General features: G+C 43.0%; 15 protein-coding genes, 1 tRNA gene and 2 pseudogenes. 3 read left to right on the forward strand and 15 right to left on the reverse strand.

What is annotated here, in order from left to right; genetic code table 11:
* The first annotated feature begins 41 nt into the window (after nucleotides 1–41).
* From EPH95_RS10800 to EPH95_RS18850, 3 genes are all read left to right on the forward strand, one after another.
* The gene (locus EPH95_RS10800; RefSeq protein ID WP_142089873.1) at nucleotides 42–749 is read left to right on the forward strand and encodes a FadR/GntR family transcriptional regulator; all 708 of its coding nucleotides are present in this window, start codon (nucleotides 42–44) and stop codon (nucleotides 747–749) included.
* Between the two features lie 250 nt (nucleotides 750–999).
* Nucleotides 1,000–2,514 (forward strand): malate dehydrogenase (quinone), encoded by a 1,515-nt coding sequence (gene mqo / locus EPH95_RS10805; RefSeq protein ID WP_227004135.1) that lies wholly within the window; start codon nucleotides 1,000–1,002, stop codon nucleotides 2,512–2,514.
* Nucleotides 2,515–2,545: 31 nt separating this feature from the next.
* Nucleotides 2,546–2,695: a hypothetical protein gene (locus EPH95_RS18850; RefSeq protein ID WP_160141727.1), complete on the forward strand. Its 150-nt coding sequence runs from the start codon at nucleotides 2,546–2,548 to the stop codon at nucleotides 2,693–2,695.
* A gap of 337 nt (nucleotides 2,696–3,032) precedes the next feature.
* On the opposite strand, the gene EPH95_RS10810 is transcribed toward EPH95_RS18850, so the two are convergent.
* The 15 genes and pseudogenes from EPH95_RS10810 to EPH95_RS10900 form a co-directional block, all read right to left on the reverse strand.
* Nucleotides 3,033–3,125: transfer RNA gene (locus EPH95_RS10810), tRNA-Ser, on the reverse strand.
* A 99-nt stretch (nucleotides 3,126–3,224) separates the two neighbouring features.
* The gene (locus EPH95_RS10815; RefSeq protein WP_142089878.1) at nucleotides 3,225–4,193 is read right to left on the reverse strand and encodes an SDR family NAD(P)-dependent oxidoreductase; all 969 of its coding nucleotides are present in this window, start codon (nucleotides 4,191–4,193) and stop codon (nucleotides 3,225–3,227) included.
* A gap of 34 nt (nucleotides 4,194–4,227) precedes the next feature.
* Nucleotides 4,228–5,616 (reverse strand): sugar transferase, encoded by a 1,389-nt coding sequence (locus EPH95_RS10820; protein WP_142089880.1) that lies wholly within the window; start codon nucleotides 5,614–5,616, stop codon nucleotides 4,228–4,230.
* A gap of 352 nt (nucleotides 5,617–5,968) precedes the next feature.
* Nucleotides 5,969–9,619, reverse strand: a complete 3,651-nt coding sequence (locus tag EPH95_RS10825) for a peptidoglycan-binding protein (RefSeq protein WP_142089882.1) — start codon at nucleotides 9,617–9,619, stop codon at nucleotides 5,969–5,971.
* A 23-nt stretch (nucleotides 9,620–9,642) separates the two neighbouring features.
* Nucleotides 9,643–10,209 (reverse strand): annotated as a pseudogene (locus EPH95_RS19810) (N-acetylglucosaminidase); the annotation flags it as partial.
* A gap of 516 nt (nucleotides 10,210–10,725) precedes the next feature.
* Nucleotides 10,726–13,998: pseudogene (locus tag EPH95_RS18855) on the reverse strand (peptidoglycan-binding protein); the annotation flags it as partial.
* 413 nt (nucleotides 13,999–14,411) lie between these two features.
* Nucleotides 14,412–15,407 carry a sugar-transfer associated ATP-grasp domain-containing protein gene (locus tag EPH95_RS10865; protein ID WP_142089885.1) on the reverse strand — a complete coding sequence of 332 codons (996 nt, stop codon included), beginning with the start codon at nucleotides 15,405–15,407 and terminating at the stop codon, nucleotides 14,412–14,414.
* 153 nt (nucleotides 15,408–15,560) lie between these two features.
* Complete coding sequence (locus EPH95_RS10870) at nucleotides 15,561–17,306, reverse strand: IS1634 family transposase (RefSeq protein ID WP_142087535.1); 1,746 nt, start codon at nucleotides 17,304–17,306, stop codon at nucleotides 15,561–15,563.
* Nucleotides 17,307–17,385: 79 nt separating this feature from the next.
* Entirely contained in the window at nucleotides 17,386–17,856 is a 471-nt protein-coding gene (locus EPH95_RS10875) for a hypothetical protein (protein WP_142089887.1), read from the reverse strand.
* Between the two features lie 270 nt (nucleotides 17,857–18,126).
* On the reverse strand, nucleotides 18,127–18,279 hold the full coding sequence (locus EPH95_RS18860) for a hypothetical protein (protein ID WP_160141729.1): 153 nt from the start codon (nucleotides 18,277–18,279) through the stop codon (nucleotides 18,127–18,129).
* A 234-nt stretch (nucleotides 18,280–18,513) separates the two neighbouring features.
* Nucleotides 18,514–19,740, reverse strand: coding sequence for a sugar-transfer associated ATP-grasp domain-containing protein (locus EPH95_RS10880; protein ID WP_227004137.1), 1,227 nt, complete (start codon nucleotides 19,738–19,740; stop codon nucleotides 18,514–18,516).
* 906 nt (nucleotides 19,741–20,646) lie between these two features.
* Entirely contained in the window at nucleotides 20,647–22,302 is a 1,656-nt protein-coding gene (locus EPH95_RS10885; RefSeq protein ID WP_160141730.1) for an acylphosphatase, read from the reverse strand.
* A 75-nt stretch (nucleotides 22,303–22,377) separates the two neighbouring features.
* Nucleotides 22,378–23,271 carry an acylphosphatase gene (locus EPH95_RS10890; RefSeq protein WP_142089893.1) on the reverse strand — a complete coding sequence of 298 codons (894 nt, stop codon included), beginning with the start codon at nucleotides 23,269–23,271 and terminating at the stop codon, nucleotides 22,378–22,380.
* On the reverse strand, nucleotides 23,268–23,957 hold the full coding sequence (locus EPH95_RS10895; RefSeq protein WP_142089895.1) for an ATP-binding protein: 690 nt from the start codon (nucleotides 23,955–23,957) through the stop codon (nucleotides 23,268–23,270). Before EPH95_RS10895 ends, EPH95_RS10890 begins: the two co-directional genes overlap by 4 nt.
* A gap of 44 nt (nucleotides 23,958–24,001) precedes the next feature.
* The gene (locus tag EPH95_RS10900) at nucleotides 24,002–25,612 is read right to left on the reverse strand and encodes an ATP-grasp domain-containing protein (RefSeq protein ID WP_160141731.1); all 1,611 of its coding nucleotides are present in this window, start codon (nucleotides 25,610–25,612) and stop codon (nucleotides 24,002–24,004) included.

The following is a 25,612-nucleotide window of genomic DNA, read 5'->3' on the forward strand; positions in this document are numbered from 1 at the left end:
TATGTCCTTTAAAATGGGCAAATAGGAAGGAACGTGAAATCATGGAATATAAACCGATTCGGACGAAGAAAGTTTATGAAGAAGTAGCAGAATCGCTGATTGATAGGATAAAAAAAGGAACGTTGACCTCTGGTGACAAATTGGATTCTGTGGAGCAGCTGGCAAAAAGTTTTGAGGTCGGCCGGCCGGCGATTCGGGAGGCGCTTAGCGGGCTCCGGACGATGGGAATTGTGGAAATGCGGCAAGGGGAGGGTACATATGTTAGAACATTTGATGCATCGAAATTCACCTTGCCGGTAACGACAGCATTTTTGATGAAACAGGAAGATGTCAAAGAGCTGTATGAAATGAGGAAAATTTTAGAAGTTGGAGCGGCCGGTCTTGCTGCCAAGCACCACCAGGTGGAAGATTTACTTCCTATCCAAAATGCACTGGATAAAATGAAGAATACCAAAGGGGATGATGAACTTGCTGAAATAGCGGATCTTGATTTTCATCTGGCCATTGCAAAAGCTACTCATAATCAGATGCTCATCTATCTAATGAGCAGTGTATCGGAAATGATGGCAGAAACCATCCGGGAAACACGCAGATTATTATTGTATTCCGAGGGAAGATCGGAGGTATTATTCGATGAACATACGTTAATTTTTAATGCCATTAAGAGGAGACGCCCGGAACAGGCAGAGCAATATATGTATGATCACTTGGCAGTCGTAGAGGAATTATTATTTAAACATATAGAATGAGGGGATGAAAGGGGGTGGTTCTGCTGTTTTTCTGGATAACATTACAGGCGGGAGAACCTAACCTGAGTGGTTTTGCCCTCCCCCAGAATAGTATATTTCAAAATATAAACCATGTCTTTACGAGGCGTTGCGCAAAACCAACCGTTTAGATGACAAGGAGCATTAACCTAGCGTGCCTAACATCGACGGTGCGACACAAGCTGGGACCAACACAACAGACTGGTGATTTGTCCCTGATACAGACACAATCATAACGAGGAGGAAGAACATGAACGACAACGACACAACGAACGACGTGATTCTTATCGGTGCCGGCATCGTGAGTGCAACGCTCGCCACGCTTTTAAACAAATTAGAGCCGGAGTGGCATATCACCCTGTTCGAGAAGCTCGACGCCGCGGGAAAAGAAAGTTCAAATGAATGGAATAACGCTGGAACCGGACACGCGGCTCTTTGTGAGCTGAACTATACCCCCGAGCAGCAGGACGGATCTATCAGTATAGACCGAGCGGTCGAAATTAATGAACAATTCCAGATTTCCAGGCAATTCTGGTCACATCTGGTCGAGCAGGGTGACCTCCGCAGTCCCCAGGAGTTTATTCGCCCTCTGCCTCACATGAGCTTTGTTTACGGAGAGGATCATGTGGCATTTCTTAAAAAGCGGTTTGACGCCCTGGCCGACCACCCCCAGTTTCAGGGGATGGCGTTTTCCGAGGACCCCGAACGAATAAAGGAATGGATGCCTTTAATGATGGAGGGCCGTACCTCCGAAGAACCGGTAGCGGCAACAAAGTTCGACCACGGCACCGACGTTAATTTTGGGGAAATGACACGGCAATTGCTGAACAACCTGGATCAGCAAAGCAACGTAGATGTCCGCTATAATCATTCCGTCGATGATATCACCCAAAGGAAAGACGGAACGTGGGAAGTAACGGTACAAAACCTTGAAAAGGAATCGCTCGAAGAACATACGGCTTCCTTCGCCTTTATCGGCGCTGGGGGCGGCGCCCTGCCATTACTTCAAAAAACGGGCCTTCCCGAAAGCAAGCACATCGGAGGATTTCCTATTAGCGGCGAATTCCTCGTCTGTGACCGTCCAGAGGTGGTCCGTCAGCATCATGCCAAGGTGTATGGCAAAGAGCCAGAGGGCGCCCCGCCGATGACCGTCCCCCATTTGGACCGGCGGCACATCGAAGGGAAAGACACGCTGTTATACGGTCCGTTTGCCGGATTCACCCCCAAATTTTTAAAGGCTGGCTCACCGATGGATCTGTTTGGATCGGTAAAGCCGACGAATGTCCTGACAATGCTCGCAGCCGGCGCCAAGAATACCCCCCTGCTCAAATATTTGGCGCAGCAGCTGACCAAGTCCAAAAAGGGCCGGGTGGAGGAGCTTCGGCATTTTGTGCCAAATGCGTCAAGTGAAGACTGGGATCTCCTGGTAGCAGGGCAGCGTGTCCAATTGATTGAAGACACGGAGGCCGGCGGCAGAGGAGCCCTGCAGTTTGGAACCAAATTGATTCACGCTAACGACCGCTCCATGGCGGCCCTTCTCGGCGAATCGCCAGGAGCTTCGGTGTCCGTTTCAATTATGCTGGAAGTCCTGAACTCATGCTTTCCCGAGTATCTTGAGTCATGGGAGCCGAAACTCAAAACAATCATTCCTTCCTACGGCCAGTCCCTGGAGGATCATCCTGAGCTGCTTGATCAGGTGCATGCTTCTACGTCACGCACCCTCGGTTTGACAGACCCAGTGATATAAACAAAGCGACCCTTGAATAACGATCAGCCAGATGGAAAAGGAAGCATCATTGGTCATTGGGCCGATGGATGCTTCCTTGATTTTTGATAACTACGGCTCCCCCATGGAATGCATCGATCATCATCGTTGCCCTATCTTGTTTATTTTGCACGCCCCCCGAAATGGTGGAATAGACTTGTAATCCTTGTGTGACAATGGTTTCAGATGGATTCTTTAATTGGATCTTAATGAAACATAATTTATTTTCATTTTAGTCTTGATTTTTCGAGGCTTTGTGCAAAAACACCCATATTATTACCGGAAAACTATTATCGGCAGAGTTGGCTAAAATGGCCATATATTTTGCGAATCGTTGCCGCCCCCGATTAGCGTTTCACAAAGTTTCCTTTCGGCTTGCGCCGCTATATCCTTTTTCGTTTGGACAACAAAAAACACCCCCTAAGCAACTAGGCCTAGAGGGCGTTTGTTCATTCGTTATCTTCTTTGTGTTTATGCGTCACACCAACATTTTAAAAGTATGGCGGAGGAGGAGGGATTCGAACCCCCGCGGGGCGTTAACCCCCTGGCGGTTTTCAAGACCGCTCCCTTCAGCCGGACTTGGGTACTCCTCCGTATGTAATTTTGTCAGTGACAAAGACCATAATAGCATGTCCGGATCATGAATGCAACATGATCCGGTAATTTTTTTTGCGAAAAACCAGGTCCCATTTTTAATCGATCTTTTCATATAGGTCGCCAGAACGTTGTGCATGTGCAATCGTTGCCGCCAAACCGTCTTCGAGCGACGTTTCAGGTTTCCACGTAAAGTTCGTGCGCAATTTGCGATTGTCCAGGTAACTTTTCTCGATGTCGCCCGCTCTTTCTCCCATATAGAGAGGATGGTAGCTCTGATCCATAATCGCGGACAACTCGCGTAGCAACGTTTCAATGCTCGTTTCTTGCCCCGTGCTTACATTATAAACCGGATCCCCTCCGGACTCGCTCGGTGCTTCGAACAAACAACAGAGAATCGCGCTCGCCACATCTTTCACATAGATGAAATCCCTTGTTTGTTTGCCGTCTCCATAAATGCCGGGTTGATCGCCATTCAATAACTGTTCCACAAAAATAGTGATAACGCCGGCTTCCGTATCGACACTTTGCCTTGGACCATAAACGTTGGCAAACCGTAAAATTCGGGCATCGATATCGTACAACCGCTGATACGCTTTTACATACTCTTCGCCGGCATATTTCGATACGCCATACGGAGACAACGGTCCAACCGCCGCGTCTTCTGTAATCGGCAACGTTTCTTGATCGCCGTACACCGCTGCGGACGACGCGTAAATGAAACGGCCCACTTCATACGTCTTCATTAATTCCAACACGTTCACCGTGCCATGAATATTGATGTTCGCATCATGCCCCGGAGCTTCCAGAGAAGGACTTGCTTTGCTTTGCGCAGCCAGATGGATGACCCCGTCAATGTCATGGTGTTGACGGAAAATTTGCTCCAGACCATCCCGGTCTGTAATATCTACATCAAAAAAATGCGTGTTTTCGCCCGGGTTCACGTGCGCACTTCGCCCGGTGCTCAAATTATCGGCAATGAGCACCGTTTTTTCCTGTTCAACCAGCGCATCGACAACATGCGACCCAATGAACCCGGCTCCACCTGTGACAAGTATTTTTTTCATATGCATATCCTCTTTTTCAAGGGTTATATTACCGCTACTGGTTATCAAAGGTTGCCCTGTCTTTTTTCTCCATAGACGACGTACTTTTTTTTTCTGTCGTAGTCCCTTCTGTTTTGGACATATCAAATAAAACAGCGAACGTTTTCAGTAAGATGATGATATCCAACCAGAAACTGTAATTGCGAATATAATACAAGTCAAACCGTAATTTATCGATCGCTTCCGTACTGTATTTCCCCATGATCTGGGCATAACCGGTAATACCCGGTTTTACTGTATTACGGTAGCTGTAATGATAATACTGTTCGGAAAGCTGTTTAATGAAAAATTCGCGCTCCGGCCGCGGACCAACCAAGGACATATCGCCTTTTAACACGTTAAACAATTGCGGAAGCTCATCCAGTCGCGTGGCCCGGATCCATTTTCCAATCCTTGTAATCCGGTTGTCGTTTTCGGTAGACAACATGGGACCGGTCCCGTTTTCCGCCCCTTCAATCATGGAACGGAATTTGTAGACGATAAACGGTTGATCGCCCTGCCCGAGCCGCTCCTGTTTATAGATGATACTGCCCTTCGGACTCTCAAGTTTGATGCCTAGCGTTACCAAAAGCAACAGAGGCGAAGCGACCAGCAACATCGACCCGGAAGCGACGATGTCAAACGTTCGTTTGATCAGCTTCTCATCCCACGTTAAACCGAACGGTTTCACCGACATGGCCAACGTATCCTCAAGCGGCGTCACCTGCGACCGTTGCATGAGCAATTCATATAATGTTGGAATGACATAAACGACTTTGTTGCCTTCCATCGCGTGATATATGATTTGTGATTTTTGTTCTTTGCTGATGTTTGGACATAAAAGCACATAATCCACTTGGCGGAAGAAAGACGTCACAAGACCGATCGGTGTATCGGCTTCAATATGTTTGACGTGCGTCCCTTGCAACATCGGATGCTTGACTTTCGACATCATTTTTTGCGCTTCTTCGCCATCTCCGATTAAAAGAACCTTCCCGACGACATTGCGCCGAATGAACTTTAAATATAATGATTTCCAAAAAACCATGAATAAAACCGTGAAGATGCTGGCAATTAATATAATGGAACGCGGAAGGGCAAACTCTCTAAACAAGTAAGAAGCAGCCATCGTTAAGAAAGCCATAAAAGACACAGCAATAAGTATCTTCAACAGCACATCCCAAATCGTATTTTTGCGACTCAATGCATACAATTCATATACGGAAATAAAGAATAAACCGATCAACAAGATCCACGGCAATAAAGCCACAAACGATGACCAGTTTTCCGCCGGAAATCCGTTGTACCGAATATAAAATGCACTTATATAGGCTGCCAAAATACAGAAGAGGTCAACCAATATGATAAAAAATTTATAATTTCTCGATTCACTGTTATCCGGCATTCTTACCTCTCCCACTAGATGCTGTAAATAAATTCCTGTATCTAATATATTCGCTCATGTAATCATTAATATTAAACAGTTGAACCATTGATTATGCATTTATACCATACCAAAAATACATGTAAAAGAAAACTGCAAATTCTGCATAGAATCTACAAGATGATGACAATTTGTGACCGCCCCATGACCATTTTAATAACCGAGGAAAAATAAGCCCTGTCATACACGCCAATGTTTTCCGCCTTGAAAATTGTATGGGCTATTATGGATAAAATGTGTAATTTTTTAGGAATGCGAGCACTCGGCAGGGAAAAAATGACTCCGGCGGTGAACCGGAGCCACATGCAAATTGCTACCTTCTATCTAAGTCCCACGCATGAGCAAGAGCATCAGCCGTAATACGGCCTAATTCATCTCTTCCTTCAGCACTTCCCAACGTCTCTGCATCGACCGCATTGTCGATAAACAATAACTCTAACAATATCGCTGACATGGTTGTATTGCGCAACACGCTAAAGTTTTCCTGTTTCATGCCTCGGTCGTTTGCGTCTAACTCATTGGCGATATACTGATGGACTTCCTGTTGCTTTTCAATGGTTGTATTGGACACATTGCCATTAAAAATAAAGCTTTCAAAACCACTCGCTGAGCCATTAAAAGCATTATTGTGCACGCTAACGAAATAATCAGCGCCCCAATCATTCGCCATAGCTGCTCTATCTTGCAGCTCAATAAACTCGTCCGTTGTTCGTGACATCATCACGTCAACGCCATGATATTCTTCTTCTAATACCTCAGCGGCGTGGAGTGATATATCAAGCACAACATCTTTTTCGAGTAATCCATTACCGGTACCACCGGAGTCATGAGCCCCGTGGCCGGGATCGATGAAGATTTGGACTTGGTCATCAGGGTTCCCATTGGTTACGAGGCTTCCGCTGACGTATGTCGGACCACTGACATCATCATGTTGGATTCTATACCAGCCGTCAATTTCATGCACGATAGTGATTTGTTCACCACGTGGGATGGAACTGACTTGATCATAAGATGTGCCGGGACCTTCACGTACGTTTAAGGAAATGTCAGCGTCTACATAGCCGATATATGGCTCGAATGCTTCGGATATTGCTGCTAAAGTACGCTCATCTGCGATACCACTAACGGGCAAACCATGAGCGGATTGGAAGTCTTCTACTACCCCTTCAGTGACGCTACCGTAAACCGTAGAGGGGGATGATGGGAAGTTCCCAAAGCCTAAAGCGGTTAAATCTTCTTTTAACTCAACGACATAGTCTCCACTGTTTCCATCTTGATAGGGAGAAGCTAAAATCTCATCCAATTTTGTTGACGTTCTATCATCAACGATTCCATTTGTTATTAGGCCATAATAGGCTTGAAAATCTTTCACTACGCCCTCGGTTACACTACCGTAAACTGTAGAGGGGGACGATGGGAAATTCCCAAATCCTAACGTGGTTAAATTTTCTTTGAGTGCCACCACATCGTCTCCGCTATTACCATTTTGATACGGCGAAGCGTGAACGTCCTCCATTTTCTCCAATGTCGCTTCATCCGCGATGCCGGTCGCTTCCAGGCCATAGTAGGCTTGAAAACCCTCAACCACCCCTGCAGTTACAGAGCCGTAGACCGTAGATGGATCCGAAGGGAAGTTCCCAAATCCTAACGCCGTCAAATTCTGCTTAAGCTCGACAATATGCTCACCACTGTCTCCATCTTGATACGGTGGGGCGAGAAGGTCGCTGATGGTTGCCAGTGTTATTTCATCCGCGATACCGCTCACCGGCAGCCCTTGCGCTTCTTGGAAATCCTTCACCACCCCTTCTGTTACACTGCCGTAGACGGTCGATGGATCCGAAGGGAAGTTTCCGAACCCTAACGTGGTTAAATCTTCTTTAAGCGCCACCACATCGTCTCCGCTGTTTCCATCCTGATACGACGATGCGAAAACTTCTTCCATTTTCTCTAGTGTCGCTTCATCCGCGATGCCGGTCACTTCCAGGCCATAGTAAGCTTGAAAGTCCTCTACAACGCCTGCAGTCACGCTGCCATAGTTCACCGATGGTTCTGAAGGGAAGTTCCCAAATCCTAACGCGGTCAAATCCCGCTTGAGGTCCACGATATGCTCGCCACGATCACCATCTTGGTACGGTGGGGCGAGAAGATCGCTGATCGTTGCCAGTGTTATTTCATCCGCGATACCACTCACCGGCAGCCCTTGCGCTTCTTGGAAATCCTTCACCACCCCTTCTGTTACACTGCCGTAGACGGTCGATGGATCCGAAGGGAAGCTCCCGAACCCTAGCGTGGTTAAATCTTCTTTAAGTGCCACCACATCGTCTCCACTGTTTCCGTCTTGATATGACGATGCGAAAACTTCTTCCATTTTCTCTAGTGTCGCTTCATCCGCGTTACCGGTCACTTCCAGGTCATAGTAAGTTTGAAAGTCCTCAACCACCCCTGCAGTTACAGAGCCGTAGACCGTGGATGGCGATGAAGGAAAGTTCCCAAACCCTAACGCGGTCAAATCCTGCTTAAGCTCGATAATATGCTCACCACTGTCTCCATCTTGGTACGGGGGAGCGAGAAGGTCGCTGATCGTTGCCAATGTTATTTCATCCGCAATGCCACTTACCGGCAACCCTTGCGCCTCTTGGAAATCCTGCACGACCCCTTCCGTTACGCTGCCGTAAACCGTGGAGGGAGACGATGGGAAGTTCCCGAACCCTAGAGCAGTTAAATCTTCTTTTAGTTCAACGACATCTTCTCCGCTCTCCCCATCTTGATATGGAGAAGCTTGGACTTCCTCGATTTTATCTAACGTTCCTTCATCTGCTTTTCCCGTGACCTCCAGACCGTAATGGGCCTGAAAGTCTTCTACGACACCTGCAGTCACAGATCCATAAAAAGTTGAAGGCTCAGATGGGAAATTTCCAAATCCTAATGTCGTTAAATCCAGCTTGAGCTCAACTACATGCTCGCCACTATCTCCATCTTGATACTGCTCATTACTCTGTACTTGAAATGTCTGTTCTTCTTGAGATTCTATATCTTTGGTGCTTTTGTTCTCTTGGTCTTCGGTATTTTTTTCTTTTGGTTCTTGTTGTTCTTGTTGTTCTTGTTGTTCTTGTTGTTCTAGTTCTTCTTGGTCTTGTTCTTCTTGTTCTGTTCCCTCTTCTTCTTTTCCAACATCTTCATCCGTTTCTTCATCATCTTTTATGTCTTCTTCTTGTTCAAGTTCTATCTCAAACTGCTCTGCGCCTTGGTTATTAGCTGCATCGGTAGTTCCTATTGATAATGTGCTCAGTCCCTCTTGAAGCACATCATTAATCTCGAACTCGCTATCTTCGGAAAGGCTTAAAGTATCCTCGTGATAAACCTCTTCATCCTGTTCCAACGTGACATGAACGTCAGGTGCATCTTCAATGATGTCAAATTCTGATAGGGGAGAATCAATTTGCCCTTGGATGACGTTTTCTTCGGTATGATAAATCCCTTCGTCCATCTCTTTGTCTAACTGAACCTCCGGCTCATCGCTATGTACCAAGATTTCTTCCCTTTGGTAAAAGGCTTCCTCATCATCTTCCTCTACAATAATCTCTATGTAATAATGGCCGTCGTCAATCTCCTTCGTCTCTTCCCCGTCTACGTCCTCTACCGTTAAATCCCACTGATGTTCATGGTGTTCTGCCTCAACATCATCGTAATTTTCTATGAGCCCTAACAGTTCTTCTGTTTCATAATCTCGTAGATACAGGCGAAGTTGATCCTTCTTTTCTTCCAGTTCTGAAGAGATCAAGACCTCCTCCAAACTATCATTGAAAACAGTTGGCTCTACGTCAATCAAAGTATCCTTCTCTGACTCATTAGCACTTTCGGCTATTTCTTCCACAGCTGAAGCCGGAAGACTAGTTCCGACTATTAATACAGCTGCTAGAAAACTTGCAAAAAATGGACATATAGTTTTTTTACGTAATTTCATATTGAACAATTTCTCCCTTTTCATCAATTATATCTCGGAATATCAAACGTTTTTATAAGGGATTCTAACCCAAGATAATGTCTGTAAATGATGCTTGTCTGTTTGTAAGCCCATCCGATATCAGTAGCATATTGATGGGTACCCGGGTTGTTTGGGTTCCACCTCATTTTGTACAAGGTATCCTGCTGATGCGTAGGGTGATGAACATAAGATTCTGCAATAAATTTTGTACCTCCTTCAATTGCTTCTTCAGGAGAAAACCACCCTTCCTCATAAGCTCTTATAGATCCACGAACATGGGGGCTACTGTCAACAGCCCCTATACCAAACATATTATATACATTTTTTATATTATTTGCCTGAGTTTCATCAAAATCATTGACTTGTTCAATTGACCAACTACTTCCATTCTGCTCAGCGATATAGGTGCCATTTGGTTGAATAGAAACCCACTTATTATTGCTTATCTCACCTACACGGATGGAACCATCCGATAAAATCGAACTACCGTGTCCGGTTTCCAAGAGAGCATGTGATAATAAATAAAATTCATTTATACTATACTCATTTGCTGCATCACTAAAAGTTTCGCCATTTCCCGCTAACGCTCCTTTATCACTCAGTTCATTGTCCAAGTAATTGACTGGAACACCAGAAGTTTCCGATAAAACAAGGAATTGATACATATCACGGTAATTTGACTCCAATGTAAAATTATTGGGGTCTACATTTTTTTTAATATCTGCTGACCGAGCAAACTGCCAATGCTCTCCATGATCAAATTCTATTACATACCAGGTTCTATCTACATGTGGATTTGTATCTTGTTCAGTCCCGATAATCGTAATGCGATCACCAGGGCTTAAGCTCCCAACAGCATTAATTCTTGTATTAGGTTCTAATCTAATATTTATACCTGCCTCTACCGTTCCTTGATCTCCATTTCTATTAATGTAATCACTTGAAACATAAGCAATGCTTCGATTGTATGAATCGGTTCGAGGACCAAGATGTGCTTGGATATTAACCATATCACTAACTGAATAATCGTAGTCTGTATAAAAAACACTTTCTTGCCCGTTCAATAGACTTTCAATTTTGTCCAGGGTTATTTCATCTGCAATACCACTAACAGGCAAATCATAAGCAGATTGAAAATCTTCTACCACCCCTGTGGTTACAGATCCATAAACCGTGGAAGGATCTGACGGAAAGTTTCCAAATCCTAACGTCGTTAAATCTTCTTTTAATTCAACGACATAGTCTCCACTGTTTCCATCTTGATAAGAAGAACCTAAAATCTCCTCCATTTTTGCTGACGTTCTATCATCAACGATTCCGTTAGTTACCAAGCCATAATGGGTTTGAAAATCTTTTACCACCCCTTCTGTTACACTACCGTAAACCGTAGAAGGGGACGATGGGAAGTTCCCGAACCCTAGTGTAGTCAAATCTTCTTTGAGTGCCACCACATCGTCTCCACTGTTGCCATTTTGGTACGACGAAGCGTGCACTTCCTCCATTTTCCCCAATGTCGCTTCATCTGCGATGCCGGTCACTTCCAGGCGATAGTAAGCTTGAAAACCCTCAACCACCCCTGCGGTTACAGATCCGTAAACCGTGGATGGATCTGATGGAAAGTTTCCAAATCCTAACGCGGTCAAATCCTGCTTAAGCTCGACAATATGCTCACCACTGTCTCCGTCTTGGTACGGTGGGGCGAGAAGATCGCTGATCGTTGCCAATGTTATTTCATCCGCGATACCGCTCACCGGCAGCCCTTGCGCTTCTTGGAAATCCTTCACCACCCCTTCTGTTACACTGCCATAGACGGTCGATGGGTCCGAAGGGAAATTCCCGAACCCTAGCGTGGTTAAATCTTCTTTGAGTGCCACCACATCGTCTCCGCTGTTGCCATTTTGATACGACGAAGCGTGCACTTCCTCCATTTTCCCCAATGTCGCTTCATCCGCGTTACCGGTCACTTCCAAGCCATAGTAAGCTTGAAAGTCCTCAACCACCCCTGCGGTTACAGATCCGTAAACCGTGGATGGATCTGATGGAAAGTTCCCAAACCCTAACGCGGTCAAATCCTGCTTAAGCTCGACAATATGCTCACCACTGTCTCCGTCTTGGTACGGTGGGACGAGAAGATCGCTGATCGTTGCCAATGTTATTTCATCCGCAATGCCACTTACCGGCAGCCCTTGCGCTTCTTGGAAATCCTTCACCACCCCTTCTGTTACACTGCCGTAGACGGTCGATGGATCCGAAGGGAAATTCCCGAACCCTAGCGTGGTTAAATCTTCTTTGAGTGCCACCACATCGTCTCCGCTGTTTCCATTTTGATATGACGAAGTATGAACTTCTTCCATTTTCTCCAATGTCGCTTCATCCGCGATGCCGGTCACTTCCAAGCCATAGTAAACTTGAAACTCCTCAACCACCCCTGCGGTTACAGATCCGTAGACCGTGGATGGATCTGATGGAAAGTTTCCAAATCCTAACGCGGTCAAATCCTGCTTAAGCTCGACAATATGCTCACCACTGTCTCCATCTTGGTGCGGTGGGGCGAGAAGATCGCTGATCGTTGCCAGTGTTACTTCATCCGCGATACCGCTCACCGGCAGCCCTTGCGCTTCTTGGAAATCCTTCACGACCCCTTCTGTTACACTGCCGTAGACGGTCGATGGATCCGAAGGGAAGCTCCCGAACCCTAGCGTGGTTAAATCTTCTTTAAGTGCCACCACATCGTCTCCGCTGTTGCCATTTTGGTACGACGAAGCGTGCACTTCCTCCATTTTCCCCAATGTCGCTTCATCCGCGATGCCGGTCACTTCCAGGCTATAGTAAGCTTGAAAGTCCTCAACCACCCCTGCGGTTACAGATCCGTAGACCGTGGATGGATCTGATGGAAAGTTCCCAAACCCTAACGCGGTCAAATCCTGTTTAAGCTCGACAATATGCTCACCACTGTCTCCGTCTTGGTACGGTGGGGCGAGAAGATCGCTGATCGTTGCCAATGTTATTTCATCCGCGATACCGCTCACCGGCAGCCCTTGCGCTTCTTGGAAATCCTTCACCACCCCTTCTGTTACACTGCCGTAGACGGTCGATGGGTCCGAAGGGAAATTCCCGAACCCTAGCGTGGTTAAATCTTCTTTGAGTGCCACCACATCGTCTCCGCTGTTGCCATTTTGATACGACGAAGCGTGCACTTCCTCCATTTTCCCCAATGTCGCTTCATCCGCGTTACCGGTCACTTCCAAGCCATAGTAAGCTTGAAAGTCCTCAACCACCCCTGCGGTTACAGATCCGTAAACCGTGGATGGATCTGATGGAAAGTTTCCAAATCCTAACGCGGTCAAATCCAGCTTGAGCTCGACTACATGCTCGCCGCTATCTCCATCTTGATACTGCTCATTACTCTGTACTTGAGCTGTCTCTTCTTCTTCAATCTGTTCTTCATGAGACTCTATATCCTTGGTGCTTTTGTTCTCTTGGTCTTCGGTATCTTTTTCTTGTTGTTTTAGTGCTTCTTGTTCTTCTTCTTCTTTTTCTTTTTCTATTTCCTCTTCTTCTTTTCCAACATCTCCATCCGTTTCTTCTTCTTTTATGTCTTCTTCTTGTTCAAGTTCTATCTCAAACTGTTCTGAGCCTTGATTATTAGCTGCATCGGTAGTTCCTATTGATAATGTGCTCAGTCCCTCTTGAAGCACATCATTAATCTCGAACTCGCTATCTTCGGAAAGGCTTAAAGTATCCTCGTGATAAACCTCTTCATCCTGTTCCAACGTGTAATGAACGTCAGGAGCTTCTTCAATGATTTCAACTTCCGGTATGTGAGAATCAATTTGCCCTTGGATGACGTTTTCTTCGGTATGGTAAATCCCTTCGTCCGGCTCTTGGTCTAACTGAACCTCCGGCTCATCGCTATGTACCAGGATTTCCTCCCTTTGGTAATAGGTTTCCTGCTCATGTTCCTCTACAATGATCTCTATGTAATAATGACCGTCGTCAATCGCCGTCGTTTCTTCCCCATCTAGATCTTCTGCTGTTAAATCCCACCGATATTCATAATGTGCTGCATCAACATCATCGAACTTTTCTATGAGTCCTAATAGGTCCTCTGTTTCATAGTCTCGTAGATACAGGCTGACTTGTTCCTTGGTTTCTCCCAGTTCGGAAGAGATCAAGACCTCTTCCGATTGATCATTAAAAACGGTTGGTTCTACGTCAATCAAAGTATCCACTTCTGATTCCTGGGCATTCTCAACCATTCCTTCTACCGCCAATGCAGGAAGACTGGTACCCAGAATTAACATAAATACGATAAAACTTGCAATACCCCTTCGCCTGGCCCTTTTTAGCTGATTCATACACTTCCTCCTAATTATTTGTGAAATTTAATTGCGAATCTTTTATCTATGTAATTTGAATTCCAAGTAGAAAGTTCTAGGAAATCGAAAGCAGAAATACTCTATTATATATATCGGTTATTAATCGATTATTTTTACTTAAGGAGTGTTTATTTTAAATTAATTTTTTCAACGTAAAACTATAATATTAAACAGGAAAAAAAGTCCTATAATATACTATAGTATATCGAATACATATTTATGATTCAATAATATCTTATTATATGGACAAAAGGGGACAAAGAAGAATACATATAATCAGTAACCATTGATTATGTGGGATTTTTACAGTTGCAGGAAGTATGAAGGAAGAGGGTTGTGACACCCTCTCAATTAGGTTGGATCTAGAGAAACCCGAAAAAGGAAAGGCTTTATCAACTTTTTATCAATTTGAGCAGATAACGAAAAGGACGAGTGTAGCGCCAACTTTTGCTGTATAGTAGCTTTTTATAATTCTCCTCTATACGATCAATTTCATTTATCTTATTTAAGAGTTCATTTTCTTTCGCTATAAGTTCATTTTCTTTCGCTATAAGTTCATTTTCATTTGATTTTAGTGCTGATTTCAATTTCTTGTTTCGTTTTTTGAAATGAGAGTTTTTATTTTTTATTTGTTGTAATACCTTTTCTCGCTCGTTTGATTTTTTTCGCTCTAATTTAATTCTATCCTTTCTCATTAATATAGGTTTATTCTTTAGAAGCTCATCCTTGACATACTGGAGCACTTCATCTGTCAAATCTCCAAAAATGGGCTTTTGCGCAGCCAATTGATAAAATGGGGTTGTCCCTGCAAAGTTTGCTTCTATAAATATAGGTTTACCATCTGACCCCATTGCTATATCCCATGAAATAAAATCAAGATGAAGGATACTCTTATGGCAATCTTTCACAAACTGTTTGAATTCATCAAAATTAGGTATAAAGCCAAGGTCAGCAAAGCAATAACCTGTAGTAGGGTGGTGAGTATATGTTTGACCATGTTGACTTACTGCTACATTTAAAAATTCACCTGAATCAGTTACACCTACACGTACATCAGTGCCACTACCAGCACCTGCATTATCTCTTATGTCATTATTACTCCCGAATCGTGCAAAGGCTAGCAAATACCTTATTTCATTTTTCCATCTGAATGTTACCATTCTCAGTGTATTTACAGAATATGGATGAGGCGCAGCCAAAATTTCATGTTGCTGTATTGCTTTTTGAACTAAAAAATTTTGAATGTAAATTTCTTCTATTTGGTGAATAGTAACAGCTTTCCCTTCAAGATAAATCTTTTCATCCTGAACACTAAGTTTTCTAATTCCAATACCATTGTTCGACTTGCTAGGTTTTATAATTAAATCCGTATTAGCGTTTAATCCCAGATTTCGCGCTAGCGACCATGCACACTAATCATTCCTGATGTCCAACGCGTTATGCTTGTCTGATTGTAGCTGATTCATCAGCCAATGCAACAAAATGCGCGCTTATTCCCGTTCCTTCGACATTAGCAAGGCAAACGAATGACCGTCTCAAGGTTACTGGTGACGGCTCTCGACAGCCATCGAGCTCCTTGGTTCTGTGAAAATGGAGGCATCCATTTCCAACAAAACGAGAATACGGGGTAATTGCGGCTCATAATGCTTCGGGAAGAACCGCCGAAGATGTCCGTCAATCTCCATATGAAGGATGTCGACGGTGTCCAAAAGTTCCAAAACAGATTCACCCGTGGGGCGAAAGCTTCTGCGTCCTCCTCCGCCAAGTTGGTACAGGGGTTCGGAGGCCCCTTCCATGTTTTTGCGAATCAGGTATTCAAAGAGGCTGTACACCATGACACTGATCATCATCACACATGCAAAAGCTTCCACGCGTTTAGGTTTTGCCAGATAGACCCTGCCGACAAAAAAGGGATTTTTGAGGAAACGAAAGCGATTTTCCACCGTCTGTTGCCCTTTATAGGCCTTTAACAGCTCCACGTCTGCTTGATCATCTTTGGCGACACTGGTCACGAGAATAAAGATAGAGGCTTGCTTTCGAATCGCCTCGAGCTGTTCGTCCGAAGGGGGATGAAGCGTTAATCGGACACGATAAACCGTGATCGGCGGCGGTGGCGCCTCCCCTTTTTTGGGACGGCCCCGCTTTTGGCGTTTGCCTGGCAGCTCTACACAGACCGTCGTGCCTTCAAATGTATGGTAGCCTTTTTGGTGTTTCTTGAGAAATGCGCCCAGCGCCTCTTCCGCGTCGGCCTCGCAGGAGAAATCCTGCCTTTCCAGCTCGGCTTGTTCCTTGTGCCAACGTCTCTGTTCCTTTTCCAAGTTGCTTTGGATGGTTTTTTCTTTTCGGGCATCCATATGGTCGGATTGGATCACCAGAAACCGGTAGGTTTTCCCGTTAAGGTCAGCTTTGGTGGGATAGATGCGGTAAGAAGCAGCGCCTTTACGGTCCACGAGGGCACCGATCTCCTCCCACTGATCCAAATCCTGCTCTAAGGCCTCTGCCTTCAAGGTTTTGGCGAGATTGAAATTCTCCGGCAATCGGGACAAAAACTGAAAATCGGCCTGATCCTTTTGGCCCGTGGTGGCCTCCAGATTATCTTGGGTGACCAGGGCACTATCCGAAATAAAAATCGCCTGTTCCAGTTGTTCCGGATCATACCAATCGGTGAGCGCATGCAAGACATGCTTGTTCCACGTTTTATCATCCTGGTTACCGTCTAAAATATCGCCATAAACAGGGATGCCTTCCGGCGTCGTTCCCAACCCAAACTTGAATTGGGGCAGATCAGGCCGGTGGTCTTTGGAATAGCCGCGTACAATTTTCAAGATGTCCTCCTCGTCCGGGTGATTCTTGGGTTGGCCCGTGTACACAAAGGATGTGGTATCAAAATGGAGCCCTTTCCACGTGAGGTCGATCGGAGCTTGAACGGCCTGAATGGCTCTCTTACAGACCTTCTCAATGCCCGCCTCATGAAGGGCGTCTAACGCACGGCCGAGCGCATCGTCATTGAAATCATTCGCTTTCGTTCCGGGACCAAAGAGTAACTCGACATCTTGCTCTTGATAAAATTCTTGGACGCGATAAAGGGCTTTACGATGGGATAACTGATTGATGATCATAGCAGCTACTCTTGTCCCTACGGAGACGTTACAGTCTTTCTCTTTGACAGGAGATAGCTTGTCGATGGCCTCAATTAATCCCATTTTATCCATCAGCTGGCGGATCACTGGCGTTGATCCGATACGAACGGGTTGAATGTCGGGAAGATCTTCTGGTGATAGGCTCAAAGGAATCACCTCATGGGTTGTCTTTCCTGAACCTTTGATACAGGTAAGGCAAATTCCTGCCAAAAATTAAGAAACATACTCAAACGGGCGCGAAATGTGGGTTTAATAACTCTCTGAATACACTTTCAACGTCAATCGCAGTGTTATTTTTATCAAAATAAGTTCCATTTATATTTTTCAGTACAGTTTCAGCTGACCTTGGAGGATTGATTAAAATATCATATAGGTTCTTGTCTTTATAAAGGATCGACGTATTAAAATCATTAAATACTGGAAGGATCTCCTTCCTCATAATTCTTCCTGGGATAACCCTAGTGTCTTTTTTACCAGTTAAGTTCATAAAAGCCGTGTGCAATGCAGGATCTATTGTTTTACCGTATGTGTCTTCCCAATATCTCTGTACTTCTGTAACGAAAGTCTCGTCCACATCATTCAACAAACCGCCATTTAGCCAGTGTTGAAAATTAGATGTGTTGGTGTTCATTCCTATATTTTGATACACATTTAGATCTTCCAAAACTACTTCTTTATCTTTAGTTTGCAATTGCAAACAGTCCCCCTTTTAGTACTTGTATCTATCATATCAATTAATAAAGAAATTTACATGATCATCCATTCATGTATTTAACCTTGCTATGGACAGACCAAAATTAACAACAACATATTACCTTTATATACACTTATCGTCAACCTTATTTGCATTTTTGAACTTTTTTAACAATGAAATTAATTCCTTATCTGCTATAATATTCTAGACATATTGAAAAAATAAAAAGCCCTCAAAAGTTTGTATAATACCAAATTCCTGAGGACTTGTTAATTAGAGGCTGCTGAACAACTTGTTGATATCAGGAGAAGGCGGGATGTCGCTTTGATGGCTTCGCTTGCCGCGGACGAACGGCCAAGCCTCCTCGTGCAAAACCGGCACTGCGGGGTCTTGGCTCGTCCGTTTTTCCACAGGCGTCTCCGCCATTACAGCGCCATCCCTTCCGTTTTGACGGCAAGATACAAGGGTTTAGCGGGGTAGGAGTCCCTTTTACTTGAATCTTCTTGCTACAAATTGGTGGGGATCGCTTGCGACAGAAAGCGTTTTTCATTGTTCAGCAGACCCTAATTATTTATATGATAAGGTGTGAAAATACCCGTACAATTGTAAACTATTTCCGATTTGCAATAAAAGTACATAGGTCCAAGCTTTGTTATTTTCTTATATTCCCTTTATACTTTTTAGTTCATTATCTTTTTTCTCCAGAGCTTCTTTAAGTTTTTGATTTTGCTTTTTTAATTCATCTATTTCCTTTTTTTGTTTTTTCAATCTATCTTTTTTCATTAACGTTGGGTCAGTTGTTTTAAGCTCACGATTAACAAACTGAAGTACTTCTTCTGTTAAATCCCCAAAAGATGGCCTTTGTGTAATAAATTGCCCCATCCATAATGGTCCTGAAAAGTTAGCCTCTAAGAAAATAGGTTTACCATCGAAACCTATTATTATATCCCATGAAATAACATCTAGATGAAGAATGCTTTTATGACAATCTTTGACAAATTGTTTGATTTCATCAAATTTAGGTATGGGTTCAAGATCAGCAAAGCAAAAACCAGTAGTGGGATGGCGGGAGTAAGTTTTCATATAGTCATCCACTGCAACATTTAAAAATTTTCCGGTATCAGTAACACCAAGGCATAAACCACCAGTCTCCATATTATCATTAATATGATGATTACCTCCGAAGCGTGCAAAAGATGGTAAATTTGTTATCTTATTATTCCATCTAAATGTGTACATTCTGAGTGTATTTACCGAAGATGGGTGAGGGGCAGCCATGACAGGGTGTTGCTCCATTGCTTTTTGCACAATAAAATTTTTGGTGTATATTCTGTCTAAATCTTGTGTATTGATTCGCTTCCCATTAAGATAAATGTTTCCATCTCGAAAAGTGAGTTTTGATATTTTTTTACCATTGTTCGTTCTACTAGGTTTTATGATCAAATCGGTGTTATACCTTAATAATATTCGAGTCGCCTCTGTAGTATCGATACTATTATTATTGGCATCAAAATAAGTTCCATTTACATTTTTCAATACAGTTTCAGGTGATCGACCAGGGTTAATCATAATATCATAAAGGTTTTTGTCTTGATAACCGAGCGACATATCATAATCATTAAATAAAGGAAGAATCTTCTTTCTCAATACTTGACGGGGCTTTATCCTAATTTCTTTACTGCCAGTTAAATTCATAAAAGCGATATTTAACACAGGGTCAATGGACTTACCATAGTTCCTTTTCCAATATTCCTGTACTTCTTTCACAAAAGACTCGTCTATATTATTTAATAATCCAGCATTTAAACAACGTTTAAAAGCAGTTGAATTAGTCTTTATCCCTAATCGTTGATATTCGCTCAAATCTATAGGTCCTGCGTTTTTCATCTTCACTCGGAACAACCTCCGAAAATATTGCTTTATAGTTTTGCTTAGATTATATACAGCATAGATAATTACCGTATGCAAAACGCTTCAATTACTCGTGATTATTGGTAATTATACAGATCATCACCAGTAATTGAGAAGTTTTTTCATTAATTTTTAATCCTATTGTTAATCAGTGTTACCAAAGTGTCATCGTTTTATAATGCACTTGATCCAATGGTGACATTTAGATGGAGCGGTACTATACATTATCTGTTGACATTTGCTCGATCGGTGCCAATGGAGATGTGAGAGACAATGCTGGTTATGGGGGTGTCTGTGTGGAAGTTAACGATTCAGGAGAGTTTTTAAGCGTTGCAATAGATAGAAAATGCACGTATATATACACACCATCCTACGACTCGTTATTCCTTTGCTGATCTTGAATCTATTCCTAATTTCGAGAAGTTTAAACAATTCGTCATCAATTCTCAACCAAACATTCTCCATCACAATTTTGTATCTTGGGAGATTCGGTAAATACTTATGGAAAACCTGTCTTTATAGAAGCAAATTTTTCAGGGAAAACTTGGCTTTAAATTGGCAGCACAGAAACCTATCTATTCGGTGAATTAACAAGAGGAAGTGCTGTAACATATAAGCCAAGAAATTAAAATTAAGCCCATAATAAAATCTAAAGACCAGAAAATAAAAGACCTGGACAAAAAAATAAAAGTAAAAAACAAGAGAATAAACAAGTTAGAATAGGAAAATAAGCAGCTTAGGGGCCAAATAGAGTGAGAGTGATGAATCAAAATTAATTTGAAATAATAGGGTTAAAATGAAGTATTAAATTGATTCCATACACTCTCACTTTTCTTAACTGAAGATACCCAAAAATTTTATTATCTTTGTTTATCAAAGAACTCAAGATCGTTTAGTAATGTTGCCTATATTTCTTAATGGTTGCGTATAACGCCATGACCGGCTGTTTTTAAGTACCGTGTATATTTGCTCGATTTGTTCTTTTTGTTGTTGAACGTTTTCCAGTTTCTGCTGAGCGAGATTATTTTCGTGCTCAAGCTGTGTTATTTTTTGATCCATTTTTTCTTTGTCTGCTTTTTCCTTTTGTAATTTTGCTTTCAGTTTATCTAAGCTCTTTTCTTTGGATTCTTTTTGTATGTCGAATCCCATTTTCACGGGTTTCTCATAATCCTTTTCTTTTACTTTTGCTACCTCTGCGTGATCCGGCCCCTGATAACAGAGGGTTTTGAATACACTTACATCATCTTGATTGGAACCTGCGACGACCACCACAACATCCCCGCTTTTCTTATTTTGGGTGTAGCCATGTAAATGATGTTGCAAAGCCTGCTTTCGGATCCATTTTCGGTAACCAACACCTTGAACATCCCCGCTTACAATATATCTTTTTGCATATAGTTTTCCTATTGGAGGTGACATGAGCTCAATTTGTTGCATAGATCTGCTTTTTAGCGGTTCTATTACATTATCAAAATCAAAATAAAGGTTTGTTCGTTCTACATGCATTGTTTCAGGAAAGTAATGATCAACGAATGCTTTAGGAATATCTCTCGCCTGTCCTTTTACCGGGAACAAATGGGGACCCAAACCAGGTCTAGTATTCATTTCTATAACTACCCCGGCTTTATTACTTTGATCTGATATAATATCTACTCCACATTCCGCCAAGCCAGGAATAGCCTTGACTGATTGAATGGCAGTCTCTTTAATTTCATTAGATATTTCACCAGTCACATCAATGGGCTCTCCTCCGGTAGAGAGACTTGCTTTTTCCCGTAAATATATCTGTTCTCCATGTTTAGGAACACTGTTAAGTGTATAACCGCCTAGACGAATTAAATGTTGTACCTCTTTATCAATAATAATTAAACGGCTACTTTGGTGAGGGTTTTTCTTACGCTCACTATTCTTTATATCAATTAGTTCCTGAACAGTGTGTTCTCCATCACCCACAATGTTAGCGGGTATTCTTTGAACAGCTCCTACTAGTCCATCGAGAACAAAAAGTCGGAAATCTTCCCCTGGGACTCTTTTCTCAATGAGAACGTCCGTGTACTTTAGTTCTCGACGTACATGAACCAATGCTTCCCTTAAATCATCTTCCCCTTGGATATTCGCCATGACACCCTTACCGGCATTTTCACTGACCGGCTTCAGAACGAGAGGGTACCCTAGTTTATGAGCGCAATCCACGATTTCCTCATCCGAAGAATCCTCCATAAATCTCTTTCCTTCAGGTACAGGAATATCGGATTTTGAAAGATATTGCTTTGTTAGATCTTTGTCTTCACAAATGTCATATGCCTGATCTGTTAGCAAGTCTCCACGAGATGACTCGAAGTTGTACTCTTTTCCTCGGTAACTTAAAGAATACCTGATACGCAATTTATTTTCCGGATCTTCAAGTCTGTAAAATTTTACTTTTATGCCTCGCCGCCAAGCTTCCAGGGCAATCGTATACATACTAAGCCTTTTCCCAAATGCTGATTTCGGGACGGCATTCGTCAGATGGGATAGCCATGCATGCTCATTGCTCATTATAAAATCACCTCCAAACATTGAGAAGCCTGTACATCAACTTTTAATCTTTTGTTAATCAGTGTTACCAAAGTGTTACCGTTTTATAATACGTTTGATTACATCCAAAGTAGCGCGTACCGGATAAGTCGCACGCCAAGCCTTGCTGTTTTTAATTTTATTGTACTCTTTCAAAACACGATCATACTCTTTATGAACGTTCTTCACTTTCTTTTTAGTATGAGAACTTTTCATATAAAAACCCATCTTTATAGGTTTATCCCATTCTTCTTCCGTTATTTGCTCTACTTCTGCTTTTGCCGGCCCTTCCAGGCATAAATCCTTGAAATTATTTACAGCTCTTTCTTTTGCACCTGCCACAACAACTTCCACAGAACCGTTCTTCAGATTTTTTGCATACCCGTGCAAGCTTCTTCGCAAAGCCCTGTATTTTATCCACTTTCTATATCCAACACCTTGCACTTTTCCGGATACGATGTACCTTTTTCCATATAGTTTTCCGAGCGGAGGTGCAGTTACTTCGACAGAGTTCGCTGTTTTGCTTTTTAAAGGAACCAAGACTTTATTAAAGTTGAAATATAGGTTCGATCTTTCTATATCTTTTGTTTCCGGAAAATAATAGTCAATAAATGCCTTGGCAAAATCTCGTGGTTCTCCTTCAACAGGGAATAAGTGGCCGCCGAGCCCAGGCCTGGAGTTTATTTCAATGACTGTGCCGGAATTGCTTTTATCTTGGTCAACGAGCAAGTCGACACCACTTTGAGCTAGTCCGGGGACCGCCCTCGTTGCATCAATAGCAATTTGTCTCATTTCAGGAGTCAATTCGTCGGTGACATCCAAGGAATCTCCACCGTTAGACAAGTTGCTTTGTTCTCTTAAAAATATCCGTTCTCCATCCTTCGGTACGGAATCCAGTGTATAACCTGCATCTTGAATCAAGTTCTTTACTTCCAAATCAATTTTGATCATTCGGCTTGTAAGGTGGGGTTTTGTTTACGAATTTCATTTTTCATATGGATCAATTGTTTTATGGTGCTGACACCATCACCCACGATATTTGCCGGTATTCGGTTCATAGCCCCCAAGACTTGATCTCCAAGCACTATCACTCGAAATTCCCGTTTTCCCGGGACATGTTCTTCGATAATGACGTCAGGATATTCAAGCTCTTCTCTGACATAAGGCAACGCCTTCCGCAATGCTTCCTCGTCTATAACATTGGCAAAGACACCTTTGCCGCCATTTGCACTCACGGGTTTAAGAGCAAGAGGATATCCCAAGGAATTGGCATAATCAATGATTTCCTCGTTGGATCGATCTGCCAAAAACTTCTTCCCTTTAGGTACGGGAACTCCGGCTTTTTCCATATACTCTCTGGTTAGCTGTTTATCATCACAGATCTCAAAAGATTCATCCGTATTATAGTCCCCCATTGATAAGGAAAAGTGATGCTCCGTTCCATTATGGGACAAGGAATATCTGATCTTCATTTTATATTCGTCATCATAGATTCGGTAAAACTTTAACGTAATACCTCTTCTCCATCCTTCGAGAGCTACTGTGTACGTACTGATTCGTTTCCCCTGACCGGCGGTCGGTACCGCATCAATTAGATGTGGCAGCCATTTATTTTTTACTTCCTTGACTTCCTCCATCAGTCAAACCTCCCCAAAAGTAACGCTTTCGTCTGCTGTAAATATTACTTAAATACATTCTTCATCATATCCCCTGTTTTCCTTAAGGGGAGTGTGATTCTCCAGGAGCTGCTTTGCTCGATTTTGTTATTCTGGCGTTCGAGACGAATTTTTTCTTTTTGTATCGACTGCATTTCTTCCTGCAGTTTTTGCCACTGGGATTCAAGCTGAGTTAAGCCAGCTGTTTCTAACCGGCCGTCAATATCAAAACCAACTTTCACCGGTGCTTCCCACGGTTCCTCTCGCAGTTTCATATCTTCATGCCGATCTTTCCGCTGGTTAAACACTTGCTTATAGTTGTCCACTTCCTGCTTGTTAGCACCAGCGATGAGCATTTCCATATCACGGCTGCCCAACATTTTGATATATCCGCTTAAATTGTTTTGCAATGCTTGTTTTCGCAGCCATTCGTGATAATCTCTATCCTGGATAACACCGGATAAGATGAATTTCTTGGCGTATAAGTTGCCGGTTGGCGCCGGTACAACTTCTACCTCCTCAACAGTTCCGTTTTGTAATGTTTCCAGGATGGTTTTAAAATCAAAATAAACGTTTGATTGCTTCGTTTGAACTTCTTTTGTTTCCGGAAAATAATCATCGATGATTGCTCTCGGAATATCTTCGGCTTTCCCTTCCATAGGAAAAAGAAAAGAACCAATCCCGGGTCTTGTATTTAATTCAATGACAAAGCCTTTATTGTTTTGCCAATCGATCATCATATCCAATCCGCAATGGGCCAAACCGGGAATCGCCTGGCAAGCTTGGACAGCTATATTTCTTAATTCAGGCGTTAATCGATCGGTTACATCGATCGGGTCTCCTCCGGAAGAGACATTGCTCGTTTTTTTCAAAAAAACACGCCGACCGTGCTTAGGGATAGTGTCCAATGTCAAACCCGATTCACGTAAAGTCGTATACAATTGCCTGTCCAGTTTAATGGGGCGATCATATAAATGCGGAACATTTTTTCTTTCTTCATTTTTCATATCGATCAATGTTCGGATTGAATGTTTGCCGTCACCGACTATATTGGCAGGTATTCTGTTCACGGCACTAAACAGCTGATCGCCGAGAACAAAAATACGAACTTCATCTCCGGTAATGAATTGCTCAATAAGAATTTCTTTGAACTTGAGTTCTTCTCTAACGTAAAATAAAGCGTCCTTTAATGCTTTTATGCTCTGGATATTGACGATAACGCCTTTGCCCCCACTCCCATTGGTCGGCTTCAATACAAGTGGGAAGCCGGTTGTTTTGGCATATTGGATAATCTCGTCTTCCTGTACATCCTCCGTAAACTTTTTCCCCATAGGGACAGGAACACTGGCCTTGGAAAGCCATTCATACGTTAAAGCTTTATCATCACAGATATGAAAAGCTTCATCCGTAATTTTATCTCCTTTCGATCCCGCGAAGTGATGTTCTCTTCGCTTGCCGAGAAAAGAATACCGTATTTGCCGGATGCGATTCTCATCCATTTCCGTATAAAACTTTAATGTCAGTCCCCGTCGCCAACCTTCTAATGCAATGGTATACATGCTCACTTTATTTTTGCATGATTCAATCGGGATGGCATGATTTAAATGCGGCAACCAGTTCTCATTATACTTGTTCAC

The organism is Salicibibacter halophilus (genome assembly GCF_006740705.1).
Lineage (GTDB): Bacteria > Bacillota > Bacilli > Bacillales > Marinococcaceae > Salicibibacter > Salicibibacter halophilus.

Excerpts from the sequence above, each read along its gene's own strand:
- EPH95_RS18860 (WP_160141729.1), bottom strand. The coding sequence starts at position 18,279 with ATGGCGGAGACGCCTGTGGAAAAACGGACGAGCCAAGACCCCGCAGTG.
- EPH95_RS18850 (WP_160141727.1), top strand. The coding sequence starts at position 2,546 with ATGGAAAAGGAAGCATCATTGGTCATTGGGCCGATGGATGCTTCCTTG.
- EPH95_RS10885 (WP_160141730.1), bottom strand. The coding sequence starts at position 22,302 with ATGAGCAATGAGCATGCATGGCTATCCCATCTGACGAATGCCGTCCCG.
- EPH95_RS10800 (WP_142089873.1), top strand. The coding sequence starts at position 42 with ATGGAATATAAACCGATTCGGACGAAGAAAGTTTATGAAGAAGTAGCA.
- EPH95_RS10825 (WP_142089882.1), bottom strand. The coding sequence starts at position 9,619 with ATGAAATTACGTAAAAAAACTATATGTCCATTTTTTGCAAGTTTTCTA.
- EPH95_RS10880 (WP_227004137.1), bottom strand. The coding sequence starts at position 19,740 with ATGAAAAACGCAGGACCTATAGATTTGAGCGAATATCAACGATTAGGG.
- EPH95_RS10815 (WP_142089878.1), bottom strand. The coding sequence starts at position 4,193 with ATGAAAAAAATACTTGTCACAGGTGGAGCCGGGTTCATTGGGTCGCAT.
- EPH95_RS10895 (WP_142089895.1), bottom strand. The coding sequence starts at position 23,957 with ATGGAGGAAGTCAAGGAAGTAAAAAATAAATGGCTGCCACATCTAATT.
- EPH95_RS10890 (WP_142089893.1), bottom strand. The coding sequence starts at position 23,271 with ATGATCAAAATTGATTTGGAAGTAAAGAACTTGATTCAAGATGCAGGT.
- EPH95_RS10820 (WP_142089880.1), bottom strand. The coding sequence starts at position 5,616 with ATGCCGGATAACAGTGAATCGAGAAATTATAAATTTTTTATCATATTG.